The 16,634-nt window shown below is 61.0% G+C and carries 19 protein-coding genes; 10 read left to right on the forward strand and 9 right to left on the reverse strand.

Going from position 1 to position 16,634, the window contains the following annotated elements; genetic code table 11:
* Positions 1 to 1,035 (forward strand): alpha/beta fold hydrolase (locus ABX74_RS07370; protein ID WP_144419556.1); only part of this gene is annotated, 1,035 nt, incomplete at its 5' end.
* 503 nt (positions 1,036 to 1,538) lie between these two features.
* Here ABX74_RS07370 and ABX74_RS07375 read toward each other — a convergent pair.
* The 4 genes from ABX74_RS07375 to ABX74_RS07390 form a co-directional block, all read right to left on the reverse strand.
* Entirely contained in the window at positions 1,539 to 2,588 is a 1,050-nt protein-coding gene (locus ABX74_RS07375; protein WP_047888518.1) for an alpha/beta hydrolase, read from the reverse strand.
* A gap of 140 nt (positions 2,589 to 2,728) precedes the next feature.
* On the reverse strand, positions 2,729 to 3,583 hold the full coding sequence (locus ABX74_RS07380) for an ABC transporter permease (RefSeq protein WP_047888604.1): 855 nt from the start codon (positions 3,581 to 3,583) through the stop codon (positions 2,729 to 2,731).
* Complete coding sequence (locus ABX74_RS07385; protein ID WP_047888519.1) at positions 3,583 to 4,446, reverse strand: ABC transporter permease; 864 nt, start codon at positions 4,444 to 4,446, stop codon at positions 3,583 to 3,585. Before ABX74_RS07385 ends, ABX74_RS07380 begins: the two co-directional genes overlap by 1 nt.
* The gene (locus ABX74_RS07390) at positions 4,443 to 5,423 is read right to left on the reverse strand and encodes a daunorubicin/doxorubicin resistance ABC transporter ATP-binding protein DrrA (protein WP_047888520.1); all 981 of its coding nucleotides are present in this window, start codon (positions 5,421 to 5,423) and stop codon (positions 4,443 to 4,445) included. Before ABX74_RS07390 ends, ABX74_RS07385 begins: the two co-directional genes overlap by 4 nt.
* Positions 5,424 to 5,857: 434 nt before the next feature.
* Between ABX74_RS07390 and ABX74_RS07395 the strand changes: the two genes are divergently transcribed.
* Complete coding sequence (locus ABX74_RS07395) at positions 5,858 to 6,712, forward strand: glycosyltransferase (RefSeq protein WP_047888521.1); 855 nt, start codon at positions 5,858 to 5,860, stop codon at positions 6,710 to 6,712.
* Between the two features lie 7 nt (positions 6,713 to 6,719).
* Here the strand turns inward: ABX74_RS07395 and ABX74_RS07400 are convergent, their stop codons facing one another.
* The 5 genes from ABX74_RS07400 to ABX74_RS07420 all read right to left on the reverse strand — a co-directional run bounded on the left by ABX74_RS07400 (position 6,720) and on the right by ABX74_RS07420 (position 11,725).
* The gene (locus tag ABX74_RS07400) at positions 6,720 to 7,664 is read right to left on the reverse strand and encodes a diiron oxygenase (RefSeq protein ID WP_047888522.1); all 945 of its coding nucleotides are present in this window, start codon (positions 7,662 to 7,664) and stop codon (positions 6,720 to 6,722) included.
* 6 nt (positions 7,665 to 7,670) lie between these two features.
* Positions 7,671 to 8,549, reverse strand: a complete 879-nt coding sequence (locus tag ABX74_RS07405; protein ID WP_047888523.1) for a prephenate dehydrogenase dimerization domain-containing protein — start codon at positions 8,547 to 8,549, stop codon at positions 7,671 to 7,673.
* 8 nt (positions 8,550 to 8,557) lie between these two features.
* Positions 8,558 to 10,642: an aminodeoxychorismate synthase component I gene (gene pabB, locus ABX74_RS07410; protein WP_047888524.1), complete on the reverse strand. Its 2,085-nt coding sequence runs from the start codon at positions 10,640 to 10,642 to the stop codon at positions 8,558 to 8,560.
* Positions 10,639 to 11,163 carry a chorismate mutase family protein gene (locus ABX74_RS07415; protein ID WP_019747551.1) on the reverse strand — a complete coding sequence of 175 codons (525 nt, stop codon included), beginning with the start codon at positions 11,161 to 11,163 and terminating at the stop codon, positions 10,639 to 10,641. Before ABX74_RS07415 ends, pabB begins: the two co-directional genes overlap by 4 nt.
* Positions 11,164 to 11,248: 85 nt before the next feature.
* Complete coding sequence (locus tag ABX74_RS07420; RefSeq protein WP_003940943.1) at positions 11,249 to 11,725, reverse strand: hotdog fold domain-containing protein; 477 nt, start codon at positions 11,723 to 11,725, stop codon at positions 11,249 to 11,251.
* Between the two features lie 575 nt (positions 11,726 to 12,300).
* Between ABX74_RS07420 and rpsJ the strand changes: the two genes are divergently transcribed.
* Genes rpsJ through rpsC form a run of 8 tightly spaced genes read left to right on the forward strand, consistent with a single transcriptional unit; the run spans position 12,301 to position 16,631 of the window.
* On the forward strand, positions 12,301 to 12,606 hold the full coding sequence (gene rpsJ / locus ABX74_RS07425; protein ID WP_003938093.1) for a 30S ribosomal protein S10: 306 nt from the start codon (positions 12,301 to 12,303) through the stop codon (positions 12,604 to 12,606).
* Positions 12,607 to 12,623: 17 nt separating this feature from the next.
* Positions 12,624 to 13,280: a 50S ribosomal protein L3 gene (gene rplC, locus ABX74_RS07430; RefSeq protein WP_003940826.1), complete on the forward strand. Its 657-nt coding sequence runs from the start codon at positions 12,624 to 12,626 to the stop codon at positions 13,278 to 13,280.
* Positions 13,277 to 13,951: a 50S ribosomal protein L4 gene (gene rplD, locus ABX74_RS07435; RefSeq protein ID WP_003940723.1), complete on the forward strand. Its 675-nt coding sequence runs from the start codon at positions 13,277 to 13,279 to the stop codon at positions 13,949 to 13,951. Before rplC ends, rplD begins: the two co-directional genes overlap by 4 nt.
* On the forward strand, positions 13,948 to 14,253 hold the full coding sequence (gene rplW, locus ABX74_RS07440) for a 50S ribosomal protein L23 (protein WP_003940990.1): 306 nt from the start codon (positions 13,948 to 13,950) through the stop codon (positions 14,251 to 14,253). Before rplD ends, rplW begins: the two co-directional genes overlap by 4 nt.
* A 39-nt stretch (positions 14,254 to 14,292) precedes the next feature.
* A complete protein-coding gene (rplB, locus tag ABX74_RS07445; RefSeq protein ID WP_003940895.1) occupies positions 14,293 to 15,129 on the forward strand; it encodes a 50S ribosomal protein L2 in 837 nt (278 codons plus the stop codon).
* Between the two features lie 13 nt (positions 15,130 to 15,142).
* A complete protein-coding gene (gene rpsS, locus ABX74_RS07450) occupies positions 15,143 to 15,424 on the forward strand; it encodes a 30S ribosomal protein S19 (protein WP_003940820.1) in 282 nt (93 codons plus the stop codon).
* Positions 15,421 to 15,825: a 50S ribosomal protein L22 gene (gene rplV, locus ABX74_RS07455; RefSeq protein WP_003940717.1), complete on the forward strand. Its 405-nt coding sequence runs from the start codon at positions 15,421 to 15,423 to the stop codon at positions 15,823 to 15,825. Before rpsS ends, rplV begins: the two co-directional genes overlap by 4 nt.
* Complete coding sequence (gene rpsC / locus ABX74_RS07460; protein ID WP_003941003.1) at positions 15,825 to 16,631, forward strand: 30S ribosomal protein S3; 807 nt, start codon at positions 15,825 to 15,827, stop codon at positions 16,629 to 16,631. Before rplV ends, rpsC begins: the two co-directional genes overlap by 1 nt.
* The last annotated feature ends 3 nt before the right edge of the window (positions 16,632 to 16,634 follow it).

A 16,634-nucleotide genomic window follows, 5' to 3' on the forward strand; every position in this document is an offset into this window, starting at 1 on the left:
GTGTTTCGGGCTCCGGTGTCGTCGGTGGAGTTGGTGGTGGCGTCGGCGTTTGTGGGTGTGTTGGGTGTTGATCGGGTGGGGTTGGATGATGATTTCTTCGAGTTGGGTGGCAACTCCCTCATCGCGATGAAGTTGGCGTCCGAACTGAGTGCATCTGTTGGTGCCGACGTCCCCGTGCGCATGCTGTTCGGTGCATCGACAGTTGAATCCCTCTCTGCCCGAATCGAAGACACACTTCGTGGCAGCGCGCCGTCGTCGAGTCAGGCGCTCGATGTTCTATTGCCGATCCGGGAAGCTGGATCGTCGGTACCGGTATTCTTCATCCACCCGATGAGCGGGCTGGCATGGAAAGCCTCCGGTCTGGTTCCTCACCTCGACGCGCAGACTCCGCTCTACGGACTGCAGGCACCGGTGATGACGGAATCGTGGCCTCTGCCCACATCAGTCGACGCATTAGCCGAGCGGTACGTTCGCGAGATGCTGAGTGTGACTCCGAGCGGCCCGTTCCACATCGTCGGCTACTCGCTCGGCGGGTTCATCGGACACGCGTGTGCAGTTCTATTGCGCTCGAAGGGGTTCGACGTGAAGCTGGCAATGATCGATCCTCGCGGCACTACCGAAGTAGGGGAGAACCAGGCCCGGGACAACGTCTCCGAACTGGCCGCTGGATGGGGGGTCGACGTCGGGGACACCCTGGATCTCGGTGCGTTGGGCCGGGACGAGATTCTCGCGCTCGGCCGATCGCTCGATTCCCTGTCGTTCCTCTCCGACGAGCAACTCGGATCTCTGTACGATTTTGCGATCTCAGCTGCCTCGATAATCGACGGGTACGTACCGCGCGTCTTCGACGGTGACGCTGTACTTCTCAGCGCCACCGTGGGAGTCGGTTCGACAATCGAACTTGCCGAGGCCTGGAAGCCTTACGTCAACGGAACCCTGGCTGAGACAACGGTCGAGAGTTCGCATCACTCGATGATGGAAACCGATCAGCTCGAGCTGATCGGTCCGCGATTGTCGGCGTTCTTCAGGAGCTGATCGGACCGTTAGAGGACGTCGGGACGAATCTGAGCGAGAAGCCGACGTTCCGCGTGTTTGTCGGGTCAGGTCCCGGGCCAGGTCGGGCAATAACCGACGTCGCTATATGCCTGGCATTTTGGGTCAGAGGTGGCGCTTCCTGCCAAAAAGGCTGGGCAGCTTGGAGTTCCAATGCGAGCTGAGTGAGACCATACGGTTGAGTCACCTACGGCAATGTTTCCTTCGAGGACGCGACTCGACGCCGTGACCGGCAATCCAGACACCGCAAACTTCCGGATAGATCCGGATCCATGAACCGATTCCGCTGTCGTACTCATGACTGTGTGTCAGGCATGCGTCGAGGCGTCGAACGAATCGGCGCAGCCGCAGGTTGTGCAGCAATACATGTTTAACTTCGTGCGCTCGGTAAGTGAAACAGCACACTACGACGAAGGCCACCTGTACGGACACGCTGCGTCGGGCGTGTAGCGATCAGGTGGCCTTCGAGGCAGATCAGGAGTTGATCAGATTCCGAGCGACCCGGCGATGAACGGCCACGACTTGTGCAGCTGATCCTGCCAGTAGCCCCACGAGTGGGTCCCTACCGGCTGGAAATCGACAACTGCCGGAATGCTCAATTCATACAGGCGCTTGGCCATGTTCGAAGTGCAAAGGTTGGTCGCTGCTTCGATTGGGCCGCCGATGATGATCTGGTTCTCGGTGTACGCGCGACCATCGCTCAGGCGTGGGTTGAGGAAGGTGTCGTTCGGAATTCCGGGAAGTCCGTTGCCCGTGCTCATGTAGATCGGTGTCCCACGTAGCTTTTCGGCGTTGACGAGCGGATCGTGCTCGACCCATCCTGGTCCGTCCAGCGGTCCCCACATATTGGTGATGTCGTCGACTCCGCCGATCCATTCCGTGGTCGTCCGGACGAATGCTTGTCCGAGGGGATCGCTGGTCTGTGCGCAGCCACTGTAAGCGGCAACAGAACTGTAGAAACCGGGGTACTCGATCGCCAGGTTCAGTACCGATGTACCGGACATCGAGATGGCCGAGATGGCTTGCTTGCCGTTGCTCCCCAACTCTTCGTTCAACAACGGAGGCAATTCTTTGCCCAGGAAGGTCGACCACTTATTGCGTCCAGCCTTGGGGTCGTCTTTCTCCCAGTCCGTGTAGTACGAGAGTCGACCGCCGACAGGAGTGGCGACGTTCACGTTCTTGTCGGCAAAGAACTCGACTACGTCGGTTTGCCTCTCCCACGTAGCAGCGTCTTCCCCGCCGCCGGCACCGTTCAGTAGATACACGATCGGGCGAGGCTCGGAATTATCAGCGGGAGTGATGACCTGGATCGGAACGACCTTGTCCATCGACGCCGCATAAACATTGACTACGAGTTGACGGTCATTGACCTTCTCGACGGACTTGACGTAAGAGCCCGTCGACGCTGTTTCGGATGAGTCGCCACCGACGCGCGCGGGGGTGGCCTGCGCGAGACCGGCTGTGAGCAGTGAGCCGGCAACGGCCAATGCGCCGATCTGTACGGTGCGTCGCCAGGTCGTGGAATTTCGCGTCAAGACCTCATACCTTTCGGTTGATTCATTGTCGATTGCGACCTTGTCGCATTCAGAGAATTAAGTCGGTTATTGTTTGTGGACTGTTACCGTATTTAGATATTCAAATTCTGGTATGAGGCCACACTCGCTGGATGCGTCTGTCATGAAGTCTCCGCAGCCCGGCGGTAACCCCGAATCGCAGGATATAGAAATACTGCGATCATTCCCGCTGACCAGGCAAGCATTTTCAGAACTGGCACCAGGACTGGCCCTCCGAGCGAAAGTCCGCGCATAGCGTCGACTGCGACGGACATCGGTTGTGCGGCAATTACGGGTTGAAGCCAGACCGGATATGCCATTGTCGGGACAAAACCACTGTTGAAGAACATCAACAAGGTGCACCCAATGGAAACCAATTCGACGAGCGGGACATTTTCCGACATCGTGGCGAGAGCCGTGACCATTACCGCGAACCCAATGCCGAATGCGATGGGTAGAAGTATCATTGCCGCTGCCGCAAGCGGGCCCTGAGTGAACCGGAACCCGACGGCATAACCTACGCCGATGATGACGATCGTGGTCAGTAGAACTCGAACGGCTTCGGCCATCATCCGGCCTACTAGGCCCGATGCGCGGTGTGCAGGAAGCGTCCAGAAACGAGCGAGCAGACCGCTCTTCCTCTCGCCCCGCAAGCCAACTGCGCTGGCGATCGAACCGAACATCGCCCCCACGAGAATGATGAGCGGGACTGTCCCATAGATACTTGATTGCCCGGTGGCCGCGGTGATGGAATTACCCAGAACAACGCGAAACATGATCAAGGTCAACGCGGGGTAAACGAGCGCTTGGATTGTGGTCGAAGGATCGCGCGCCCAAGTGATCAGAAGGCGTTTCGCCTGTATGAGGCTGTGTGTCCAGAGCGCACCAGCCGAACTCTCGGGTAGTGCAGCGTCGGGTAGTGGGAAAGCGAGTGTCCGCCCGCTGCGTATTTCCTCGCTCTTTTCAAGAGAACTCATCACACACGCCTCGTACTTGCCCAGTATGCGAGAGGCCCGCATACCGCTATCAACCCGATCGACCAAGCCGCGACTGGTACCAAGGTATTCGGGGTGAGGCTGCCGGCAGCCAGGTCACGCATGGCGTAGGAGAACTGAGATACGGGCTGATTGCGTACGAAGGGTCTGATCCATTCCGGGAATCCGCTCTCAGGAACAAATCCACACGAGAGCATCCCGAGGATCAATTGGGGAAGTGTCAATGCCTGACTGGTTGCTTGCGGGCTCTTCGATAGTGAGCCGATTGCATCGCCACCGAGCGACAAACACGTACTGAATGTTAACGCGATCACGCAGAAGAGCACGGCCTGTGACAGACCACCGACAAAGCGAAATCCGATCGCGTATCCGTAGATCAGAGCTGCTGTCAGTGAGACGACGGACCGGAGGAATCCACTGCTCATCCGCGAAAACAGTGGAACCGGGCCGAATACCGGCATAGTTTGCATCCGACTGCTGAAGCCAGTGATGCGTTCGGTCGCCGACATCTGCGCCGCTGAGATCGAAGTGAAGGCCATCGCCTGCAAGACGATGATCGGCATCAAAAACTGCGCGTAATTGATGCCCTGCAGCTGCATTACGAACTTGAGGGGCAGATAAAAGCCGACCGTGAAGATCAATGGCGCGACGATTGCGACGAGCAATTCGTGCCGGCGGATCATTGCGCGAACGGTACGGCCGGTGAGTGTCCACCACTGTGTTACAGCGGACGGCTGCGGACGACGATGGCGCCCGATGCGAGCTGCATTTGGCACCGTGATGGACCGTTGACCTACCTGTTTCAAGGCAAGATCTTGAGTTGCGTACTTCGTCGTCGTGGTCACGGCGCATCGCTTGTTTCGCTCGGACGTGACTGCCCCGTCAACGACAGGAACACGTCGTCAAGTGAAGGCCTGCGCAGGGCGATGTCCGCGAGTGGTATCCGTGCGTGATCGAGACGCCGCAGGGCTTCTGCAAGGGTTGCAGAACCACGGGGTGCGGGAATTGCAATTCGGCCGTTCTCGACTGCGAGATCGAAGCGGAAGTCCGGCGGAACCAAATTACCCAACGCGTTGGCTGCTGGTCCCAGCAAGCTTGTCTCAGCGGGAACGATTTCGCAGAAGCTCGCGCCGGTTCGTGCCTTCAATTCGTTGGCGGTCCCCTCCGCGATGACGGATCCTTTGTCGATGACAATGATGTTGTCGCTGAGAAGGTCAGCTTCCTCGAGGTACTGAGTGGTCAGCAGAACCGTGATGCCTTGCTCCTTCAAAGTCTGCACGAGGTTCCACACGCTCTGGCGGCTGCGAGGGTCCAGTCCAGTCGTCGGCTCGTCGAGAAATACGACTTCTGGCCTCACCACCAATCCGCACGCAATGTCGATGCGTCGTCGCATGCCACCGGAGTACCCTGCAACAACTCGCCCCCCAGCTTCCACGAGATCGAATTCTTCGAGAAGATCCACGGCTCGTTGCCTGGCGGATGCACGATCGAGGCCCATCAGGCGAGCGAAAAGTTCGATGTTCTCGCGTCCGGTGAGTGCGTCGTCGAGTGCGGCGAATTGGCCAGTCATCATGATCGAACGGCGAACGTCGGCTGGGTTGCGAGCGACGTCGTATCCGGCAACCATTGCGACGCCGTGGTCAGGCCGAATCAACGTGGACAGAACCTTGACGGTGGTGGTCTTACCTGCGCCGTTGGGCCCAAGGATGCCGAGCACTGTGCCCTTGGGAGCTTGGAAGTTGATGCCACGCAATGCGTGCACATCCTTGAAGGACTTGTGAACGTCCTCCACGACTACCGCCGCGTCCGTCGATAAGGGCATTAATTCTCCGCTGTCTACATGGATGTTCGGGCCAAGCTGTGCTTGGACAGGGCCTCTCGGCACTGTCCTTTCTCGAGCAAGCCGTAGCCCGAGCCGGAGTCACTGGTAAGGGTCCCAGTGGTTGCGGGAACCTTGTACGTCTATCTCCGGATGCACAGTGGATGTTACCGGAGGGACAACCTCGGTCCGGCCTTCGCGCGGTGCGGAGCAATGCAAATGTGCAGCTTGGCGAGAAGCCGAGGTCAGGTCGACCGACGGGAATGTGCGATATCGCACAGTGTCCGGTACCGGGCCTGATTTCGGGTCACCGACAGGTGTGAACCGTATTCGCGAGTGCTGAATGCTCGTCGAATACTACGAGTTCGTACTCGATCGACGGGCACCCCTGACTCGATCATCAAGTCGACTCCCTCTGGCGAGGTAACCTACTGCTCATGGATATCGGCACGTTGTCAGTGGTGGTTCCCGTGTACAACGAGGAGGACTACATCGCCGGGTGTTTGGAGTCCCTCTCGCGTCAAGGGGACGAAATTCTCGAGATAATTGTTGTCGACAACAATTCCACCGACCGCACCCCTGAAATCGTGCGTTCTTTCGAGCAGCGGGATTCTCGAGTCCGATATCTTGTCGAACCGCGTCAAGGCGTTGTTCATGCTCGTAATGCCGGGTTCGACATCGCAGCGGGTGAATTCATCGGTAGGGTCGATGCGGATTCGCGTGTCGCACCAGGATGGGCGCGAGCGGTTCGAAGTTCCTTCGCTTCTCATGATCTTGATGCCGTTACCGGTTTCTCGTTGTTTTACGAGTCACCGTTTTCAGGTCTTCAACGAGCAGCGGTGAACAAAGCCGAGGCCCGTGGCGGTTTCCACGGAATCAAATCGGCGCACGCACTGACTGGTTCGAATATGGCGATTCGGGCGACGTCGTGGCGCTCGATCCGCGACAAGGTCAGTGATCGCACCGACATTCACGAAGACGTGGATCTGTCGCTGTGCCTGGTGAAGGCAGGGATGCAGTTCGGCACTGACCTGGACATGCGGAGCGAAATCTCCGGTCGAAGGGGAGAGACTGGACCCATCGAGTTTCTGTCATACAACAAGGCTTCGGTGACAACGCTCGAGTATCACCAGGCTATGACTACACGACTACGTTTGATGATTCTCAAGTCGTCAATTCTGCATGCTCTGTTGTGGCCGGCGTACCGAATGTACGACCGGCAAACCGATCGGCTGTCATGGCGGAAACTGCTGTCAGGTTCCGGAGCCCGCACTATGCCCGTGGATTCGTGAGAGTCGGCTACATCGTGTCCAGATTCAAGGTCTTGTACAACCTCTCGATACCGCTGTAGTCCTGGACGAACAGGTTGTTGCGCCGTCCCGATTCGATGTCGTCGAGCATCTTCTGTCCGCCGGTTACGGCTTCGATCTCCATGATTGCGCGCCAAGCGCCGAAGTCGGTTCCGCTGAAAGCGCGCATGGCGCCCTCGAAGCCTTCCAATAGATAGCTGCGATCTCCACGATCCAGGGAATCCCAGACCGACACGGCCAGTTCCCCGGCAATCGAGGCATGGCAGTACTCGTCGCGAGCGTGCAACCGGATTGTCGCGCGGTTGATCGACTGCACGCCCGGGTCATCCGAGATCAGGTCGAGGTATGCGGTGATCGACACCTCGGCGACGGTCATGAACGCCAACTGTGTCAGGGCGATCTTGCGAGGCCCCTCGGCTGCGTCGAGGGCTTGCGCCCGCGTGCGGACCGTCAGGACGTCTGGCAGCGCCTTCGACGGAAGCGCCCAGCCCCTGCCTCGACGGGTCGCTGAACTGGCATTGAAGTGCATGAGCGTGTGATATTGCTCGTCGACCATCGCCTGATTGACGGCCACTGCAGCCCAATCTCCGAGTCCGACGCCGAGTCGGTCTTCGGCGAGAACGTCGAAGCCGGGATTGACGACGTACTTCTCGATGTCCATGACGTTCTTGTTGAACGCGATCCATGCCCAGGCTTGCAGGCGTTGCTTCTGCTCGGGACTCAATGCCAGGTAGGTCGGATGCTCCGCGAACGGGAGAAGTGCTTCGGGGTAGTCGGACAACGACGAATCGAAGAGATCGTCCAGTTCCGGCTCCGCCTTCTTCACGGTTGCCCGGCGCGCCCAATTGCTCGCAAGCCGACTGGCGATTGCACTCTCGACCGGATCCGAGGCGTCGTACTCCGGGAGGCTGGGCGGACTCACTCCAGGTCTCATCGTTCCCTACTCTCTGTGCCCTTCGGCAATGCGATCGAACAAGCTCTGGCACTCCGCGTTCAATTCGCCGGAGTGATCGTCGAGCGCTGCCTCGGCGGTTTTCATCAGCGTCGTGAAGTCGCCGAGCGTCTCGGCCGCCGTGTCCACCTGTGAGGTGGCATCAAACAGTGCTTTTCGTGTCGCACCTGCATGCGGATTGCCCGCTTGTACGTCCCAGTACACCTCCGGTTCGCCGCCGGCTATCCGCGCCAGGAGCGCGAGCAAGGTCCGATGCGGGGGAGGGGCGACCGCGAGGAGTTCGTCCGCAGAAACTCCGAGTTCGGCCAGGGCAACGCCGAAAGCCAGCACCGACGCGTGTGTCAGAACCTGGGTAGCTGCGGCCAACCGGTCGTGACGATCGGCGTCCATCACCGCGACCGACGCTCCCCACGAGCGCACGACGTCGAGGAATCTGACGGACTGCGGACCGTCGACGTACGGCACTGCGATGACGGCCCGACCGCGTGGGCCGAGCGACGGACGGAACATGGGGTTGAGTCCGAGGAACTCCCCTTCTCGGCCGGCGTCGGCGATTGCTGCGTCCATCCGCGATTTGACCGACAGCGTGTCCACAACGAGAGCGCCGGATGTTCGAAGGCTCGGTAGTGCGGCTAGAGCGACCTGTTCGGGAACGGCGAGAACGATGACGCTCGAGGACTCCACGTGCGCGAGGATTTGCTCACTGGGTTTCGTGATGTCTCCGACGACTACATCTCCGTCGGGATCGCTGCCTGCTGGGTCGACGACGGTGACGGTCGACCCCCCGGCGCGAAGCAGTTCGACGAACATGGATCCGACGGCACCCAGCCCGCCGACAACCGTCGCTGTGCCTGATGCCGCCGTCACGGCTGGGTCTACCCGCCGTACTCGAGGACCCGCGAGGACACCGCGTCGAGTGCACGGAGCAGAGTGGACGCCTTGACCGTGGTCTCGTCGAATTCTTCTTCCGGGTCGGACAACGCTGTAATGGCACCACCGATTCCGAAGGTCACGCCGCTCTCGGTGCAGACCAGCGACCGGATCACGATCGAGAGGTCTGCGGCGCCACCGAGGGCGAAGTACCCGATCGATCCCGAGTAGACCCCACGTGGGCCGGATTCGAGGCGGTCGATGATCTCCATCGTTCGTACCTTCGGAGCACCTGTCATCGATCCGCCGGGGAACGCGGCGCGGACACAGTCCACCGCCGACGACCCCGGGCTCAGATGTCCACGCACCGTCGACACCATTTGGTGAACGGACGAGTACGACTCGATCGCGAACAGCCTCGGAACGTGGACACTTCCCGGAACGCAGACCTTGGTGAGGTCGTTGCGAGTGAGGTCCACGATCATCAGGTTCTCGGCGCGGTCCTTCTCGCTGTCGAGCAGGTCCTGCCGTAGCGCAGCATCACGCGCTCGGGTGACGCCGCGCGGACGGGTCCCTTTGATCGGCTTGGACTCGACGTTGCCGTCCGAGTCGACACGAAGGAACCGCTCAGGCGAGGCCGAGACCACCGAGATGCCGGTGAAGTCGAGAAGTGCGCTGTACGGCGTCGGATTGATCGAGCGCAGATACTCGAACGCCTGCTGTGCATCGATCGTCTCGTCGACGCTCGCCATGTTGGTCAGACATACCTCGTAGGACTCACCTGCCCGGATCTCCGAGAGGGCCGTTCCGATCAACGACAGGTACTGATCGCGATCATGCCGAAGGCGAGCCTGCGTCCAGACGGTGTCGCTGATCAGCGGAACGGGGGTGCGTTCCGGAAGGTCCGCGCCGATCCGCGCCAGGGTGTCGACGGTCGATTCGAGCCAATCGTCATAGCCGGCGTCCCGGACTTTCTCGCGCAACCTCAAAACGTGAGTGCGGCCCGCGGTGTGATCGATGACGACGGCGCGATCGGCAAACACCAGAGCGGCATCAGGAGTGGGTGCCGGATGGACTGCCCTTCCTCCCGTCTGTGCTTTCAGTTCGTAGCCGAGGTAGCCCACGTAGCCGAGGTTGAAGTCGAGTTCCGGATGCGAGGGCACGAAGCGCGTCGAGAGTTGTGCGTCCAAGTAATCGAAGAACGGAACTCGAATGTGCTCGTCGGACAAGCCTTTTCGGCTGACAGTCAGTACCTCGGCTTGCACGTCGTACGTGATGAACTCGGCCAGCGGCCCCGACGAATCGCCGAGTATCGAAAAGCGCGCACTCGGCTCTGCGGTTGCCGCGCGGTCCAGCCAGAACGCGTTCGGGCCGTCGGCGAACAGTGCTGCATAGGCCGCAGACGGGTCCACTGCAAAATCGAGAGTCACGTCGTCGACGTCGTAGTTGATCGCCGGCCGCAGGTCGGGTGTTTGCGAAGTCGGTTCGGGTCGGATCACCGAATCCAGAGTGCGTCCGACGGACAGATCGCGGAAGTTCGCGAGCAAATCTATGCCGAACTCGGTACTGATGGACTCCGGATGGAACTGAACGCCCCACATCGGCTTGGTCCGGTGCCGGACACCCATGAGCAGACCGTCGGACGTCCACGCGGTACGAACGAAGGCGTTCGGCAGATTCTCGACGGTCAACGAGTGGTAGCGAACAGCTCGGAACGGCGAAGGAAGTCCGGCAAAGATGCCCGAGCCGTCGTGATCGATCAGCGAAATTCGGCCGTGCATCGGTACGGGCGCAACCACCACGTCCGCGCCGAACAACTCGCACAGGCCCTGGTGGCCGAGACAGACACCGAGAAGTGGGAGAGGCGCTTCTTCGATGAAACGGCGGCTGATTCCGAAATCACGGTCGCGATCCGGCCGGCCGGGACCTGGGGAGATGACCACGTTGTCGTATGACGCGAGATCGATGGAATCCCAATCCGCGTCGTTGCGGACCACGGTCGGCACAACCCCGTTGACCTCGGTCAACAGGGTGAACAGGTTGTAGGTGAACGAGTCGTAATTGTCCACCAGAAGGGTGCGGGAACTCATGTCGATGATCCTGATCTCGGTCCGACGGATTCCCGAACAGTGTCCTCCTCCTCAACAGGTGCGTTGATCACCAGGTCTTCGAGTCGACAGGTCTCGGCAATCATCAGCTCGTACAGGGCGTTGAAGAAGTCGGGGGAGAGGTCGTGTCTACGGGCGAATTCACGCGCCCGCTCCTGCACGAGGCGGACGCGGCCGGGTTGCATCATCGGAACCTCGCGGGAGCGCTTCCACTCGCCGATGCGTAGGCAGAGTTCCAGCCGCTGCCGCACCGTCTCGAGAAGTAGAGCGTCGATGGCGTCGAGGTCGCGCCGGAAGCTGTCCAATCCCTCGGCCTCGTCCGGATACGACGAGGTCTGCGTGCCTGCTTCGGAACTCGTTGTGGTCAAGAACTCTTCCACGAGGCCTCCCGGTGCTCGGCGTGACGCGAGGTCGACGATGTGGTGCCCGGAACGCAACCCACCTCCGGACACCGGCACCCCGACCGACCATCGCCGTTCGGGGAGGTGTTCCACGATCGTCATTCGCCGAAACCTGCGGTAGTGCCTAATTCTGCGAAACCTGTTTGGCGGGCGAATCAGGTTGCGATGCAGGCGGGTTCGTGAGTGCCTACTTGGGGGAGACCCAGGTGGTGATTTCGGCGTGGACTACTTCCTTGCCGCCCCGGTCGAAGATCGAGATGGGAACGAGAAGTTCCGTGCCACTCTCGATCGCCGCGAAGTCCGGCAAAGTCTCGAGTCGGGCGACCGCCCGCAGGCCGGTCTCGGCCTTGGCGAGGTAGTCGACCTTCATGGACTTGGGGATCCAGCGGTGCGAGTTCGGAACCGTCGCTTCGCTCAGCATGCCCATTGCGACCTCCGCGAGATTGCATGCTGCGATCGCGTGAAAAGTGCCGAGATGGTTGTGGACGCCCCACCATTTGGGGGAGCGGACCTCGCACAGTCCCGGTTCCAACTTGGTCACCCGGGGGAGAACGGAGGCGAAGTAGGGCACGCGAATGGACATCGCCGCCGAGAAAACTGCATGTCCGAGGGCGTTGTCCGGCAATTTCTGCCATCCGCGATAGGTGGGGCTGGAAGTAGTCATCGGACTATCTTACTTCTGAGTAAGGTTGTTGTCGCGCAGCTCACTCGGAAAGGCTGGTTCGGGGGAGTTGAGGAATCGGGCCAGGTACGGCATACTGGTCGGGTTGCCTTGTCCGGGACGCGGTCGTTTGCGGCCGTGATCGGGTAAGGGTAAGACGTCACAGACGATCGATCGCAGATCCCGTCAGGGTAATCGGGTCAACGACTGTGACCATGCAAGACATGCAAGACGAGAAGTAATGCAGGACGGAAGCAGTACCTACTTTGTGTTCGACATCGAACACGTCCGGTACGCATCACGCGCCAGATGATCGAAAGATTGTCCGGCGCAGGATGAGTGAGAAGGCGACACGCCCGACCGCGTGTACCGGAGAACAATGACAAACGAACAGCGGCAGCAGATCCTGATCTGATCCGATGCTCGGTTTACCGCTAACACGGTCTTCCGAACTTTCGGACTTGGTCCCGATCGCTTCAGTGTTCGTCGTGTCATCGTCCAGGCAAGGACTGTGCAGACGAGGTAGCTCGAGCCTGACCAGGCGGGCTACGAAACGCGGCAAGAAAAGGACACTAAGCGTGGCGGGACAAAAGATCCGCATCAGGCTCAAGGCCTACGACCACGAGGCGATCGACGCGTCAGCGCGCAAGATCGTCGAGACGGTAACCCGTACGGGTGCCCGCGTCGTTGGACCTGTGCCGTTGCCGACCGAGAAGAACGTATATTGCGTCATCCGCTCGCCGCACAAGTACAAGGACTCGCGCGAGCACTTCGAGATGCGTACTCACAAGCGGCTGATCGACATTCTCGACCCGACGCCGAAGACGGTTGACGCGCTCATGCGCATCGACCTTCCGGCCAGTGTCGACGTGAACATTCAGTGACGGCGGAGACAAAAACAATGACTGATACCAAGATCAAGGGAATCCTGGGCACCAAGCTCGGCATGACCCAGGTCTTCGACGAGAACAACCGGGTTGTCCCGGTCACCGTCGTGAAGGCTGGGCCGAACGTCGTAACCCAGATCCGTACCGAAGAGCGTGACGGCTACAGCGCCGTTCAGCTCGCGTTCGGCGCCATCGACCCGCGCAAGGTGAACAAGCCGACTTCCGGCCAGTTCACCAAGGCTGGTGTGACCCCGCGTCGCCACGTAGTGGAGCTCCGCGTTGCGGACACCTCCGACTACGAGGTCGGCCAGGAGCTCACCGCCGAGGTCTTCGAGGACGGCGCATACGTCGACGTCACCGGAACCAGCAAGGGCAAGGGCTTCGCCGGAACCATGAAGCGTCACGGCTTCAAGGGACAGGGCGCGTCGCACGGTACCCAGGCTGTTCACCGCCGCCCGGGCTCCATCGGTGGCTGTGCAACTCCCGGCCGCGTGTTCAAGGGCATGCGCATGTCCGGACGCATGGGTAGCGACCGCATCACGACGCAGAACCTCTCGGTCCACAAGGTGGATGCCGAGAACGGCCTGCTGCTGATCAAGGGTGCGATCCCCGGCCGCAAGGGCGGCCTCGTGATCGTCAAGAGTGCAGTGAAGGGTGGTGCACGGGCATGACCAGCACCGAGACCAAGTTGACCCTGGACGTCAAGGTCGCCGGCGGCAAGACCAACGGCACCGTCGATCTCCCCGCTGAGATCTTCGACGCTCCGGCCAACATCGCGCTTCTCCATCAGGTTGTCGTCGCGCAGCTCGCAGCTGCTCGTCAGGGAACCCACTCCACCAAGACCCGCGGCGACGTCCGCGGCGGTGGCAAGAAGCCGTACCGCCAGAAGGGCACCGGCCGCGCACGCCAGGGCTCGACTCGCGCACCGCAGTTCGTCGGCGGCGGAACCGTTCACGGCCCGCAGCCGCGTGACTACAGCCAGCGCACCCCCAAGAAGATGAAGGCAGCCGCTCTTCGCGGAGCCCTCTCTGACCGCGCACGCAACGAGCGCATCCACGTCATCACCGAACTGGTTGCAGGGCAGACGCCTTCGACCAAGGGCGCAATCGCGTTCCTCGGCGAGATTTCGGATCGCAAGAAGCTGCTGCTCGTCGTGGGTCGCCAGGATGTAGCCGCTTGGAAGAGCGTGCAGAACCTGGAAGGCGTGCATCCCATTGCACCCGACCAGCTCAACACCTACGACGTGCTCAATGCAGACGATGTCGTGTTCAGCGTCGAGGCACTCAACGCGTTCATCCACGGGCCCGCAGAGAGCGCTCAGAACAAGGAGGACGCCAAGTGAGCACCATCGCTGACCCCCGCGACATCCTGCTCGCTCCGGTCATCTCCGAGAAGTCCTACGGACTGATCGAGGAAGGCACCTACACCTTCCTGGTGCACCCGGACTCGAACAAGACGCAGATCAAGATTGCCGTCGAGAAGGTCTTCGGCGTCAAGGTGACCAGCGTCAACACCGCCAACCGTCAGGGCAAGCGTAAGCGGACCCGATTCGGTTACGGCAAGCGCAAGGACACCAAGCGCGCGCTCGTGACCCTGTCCGCTGACAGCAAGCCCATCGAGATCTTCGGAGGACCGGTCGCGTAAGCGCCGGGACTTGACGAGACATAGAGGACGAGAAGACTCATGGCAATCCGTAAGTACAAGCCGACAACACCGGGCCGTCGTGGCTCGAGCGTCTCGGACTTCGCCGAGATCACTCGGTCAACCCCCGAGAAGTCGCTGGTTCGCCCGCTGCACGGTCGCGGTGGACGTAACGCACACGGTCGTATCACCACCCGTCACAAGGGTGGCGGACACAAGCGTGCATACCGACTGATCGATTTCCGTCGCAACGACAAGGACGGCATCCCGGCAAAGGTCGCTCACATCGAGTACGACCCCAACCGCACAGCAAACATCGCACTCCTGCATTACGCAGACGGTGAGAAGCGCTACATCATCGCCCCCAAGGGCCTGGTGCAGGGTTCACCGGTCGAGTCCGGTGCAGGCGCCGACATCAAGCCGGGCAACAACCTGCCGCTGCGCAACATCCCGACTGGTACCACCATCCACGGTGTGGAACTGCGTCCCGGCGGCGGAGCCAAGATGGCTCGTTCCGCAGGCGCCAGCATCCAGCTCCTCGGTAAGGAAGGCAGCTACGCCACGCTGCGTATGCCTTCCGGTGAAATCCGTCGCGTCGACGTGCGCTGCCGCGCATCCGTCGGCGAGGTCGGCAACGCCGAGCAGTCGAACATCAACTGGGGCAAGGCCGGCCGTATGCGTTGGAAGGGCAAGCGCCCGACCGTTCGTGGTGTCGTGATGAACCCGGTCGACCACCCGCACGGTGGCGGCGAGGGCAAGACCTCAGGTGGACGCCACCCGGTCAGCCCGTGGGGTAAGCCTGAAGGCCGTACCCGCAAGAACAAGGCAAGCGACAAGATGATCGTCCGTCGCCGCCGCACCGGCAAGAACAAGCGCTAGGAGGGAGTGAAGGATGCCACGCAGCCTTAAGAAGGGCCCGTTCGTCGATGACCACCTCCTCGCGAAGGTGGATGTACAGAACGAAAAGGGAACCAAGCAGGTCATCAAGACCTGGTCCCGTCGTTCGACAATCATCCCGGACTTCATCGGCCACACGTTTGCAGTTCACGACGGCCGCAAGCACGTCCCCGTGTTCGTTTCCGACTCCATGGTCGGACACAAGCTCGGAGAGTTTGCACCGACCCGCACGTTCAAGGGTCACATCAAGGATGATCGGAAGGCGAAGAGGCGATGAGCAACACCGAAACCGCCAACCCGACTGCCAAGGCTGTAGCGAAGCACGTTCGCGTTACGCCGATGAAGGCACGTCGAGTTGTGGACCTGGTCCGCGGGCGCTCGGTTGAAGACGCCCTGAACATCCTGAAGTTCGCGCCGCAGGCAGCGAGCGAGCCGGTCGCCAAGGTGATCGCCTCCGCAGCAGCCAACGCCGAGAACAACCTCGACCTCGACCCCAGCACGCTTGTCGTTGCTACGGCGTTCGTGGACGAGGGCGCGACCCTCAAGCGGTTCCAGCCGCGTGCACAGGGACGTGCGTTCCGTATTCGCAAGCGCACCAGTCACATCACCGTGATCGTGGAGAGCCTGCCGAAGACCGGAACATCGACCCGTAATCGCCGGAAGGGAAGTGCTCAGTAGTGGGCCAGAAAATCAACCCGCACGGCTTCCGTCTCGGCATCACCACCGACTGGAAGTCTCGCTGGTACGCAGACAAGCAGTACGCGGAGTACGTCAAGGAAGACGTCGCGATCCGTAAGCTCCTCGCCACCGGCATGGAGCGCGCAGGAATCGCGAAGGTCGAAATCGAGCGCACCCGTGACCGTGTTCGCGTGGACATCCACACTGCACGTCCGGGCATCGTCATCGGCCGCCGCGGCGCCGAAGCCGATCGCATCCGCTCCGAGCTCGAGAAGCTGACCGGCAAGCAGGTTCAGCTGAACATCCTCGAGGTCAAGAACGCAGAAGCTGAAGCACAGCTCGTCGCACAGGGTGTGGCCGAGCAGCTCTCGAACCGCGTTGCCTTCCGTCGTGCAATGCGCAAGGCCATCCAGTCGGCCATGCGTCAGCCCAACGTCAAGGGAATCCGCGTTCAGTGCTCCGGTCGTCTCGGCGGCGCCGAGATGTCCCGGTCGGAGTTCTACCGCGAAGGCCGTGTGCCGCTGCACACGCTTCGTGCGGACATCGACTACGGCCTCTACGAGGCCAAGACCACCTTCGGTCGCATCGGCGTCAAGGTCTGGATCTACAAGGGCGACATCGTCGGTGGCAAGCGTGAGCTCGCCGCCAACACGGCCGCACCGGCCGGGGATCGCCCGCGTCGTGAGCGTCCGAGCCGTCCGCGTCGTTCCGGTGCCACCGGTACCACTGCGACCAGCACCGAGGCCGGCCGCGCAGCGACCGCAACCGCCGATGCTCCCGCAACTGAACAGAATCAGGAGGGCTGACGC

The organism is Rhodococcus sp. ARP2, from assembly GCF_001029585.1.
GTDB classification, from domain to species: domain Bacteria; phylum Actinomycetota; class Actinomycetes; order Mycobacteriales; family Mycobacteriaceae; genus Rhodococcus_F; species Rhodococcus_F erythropolis.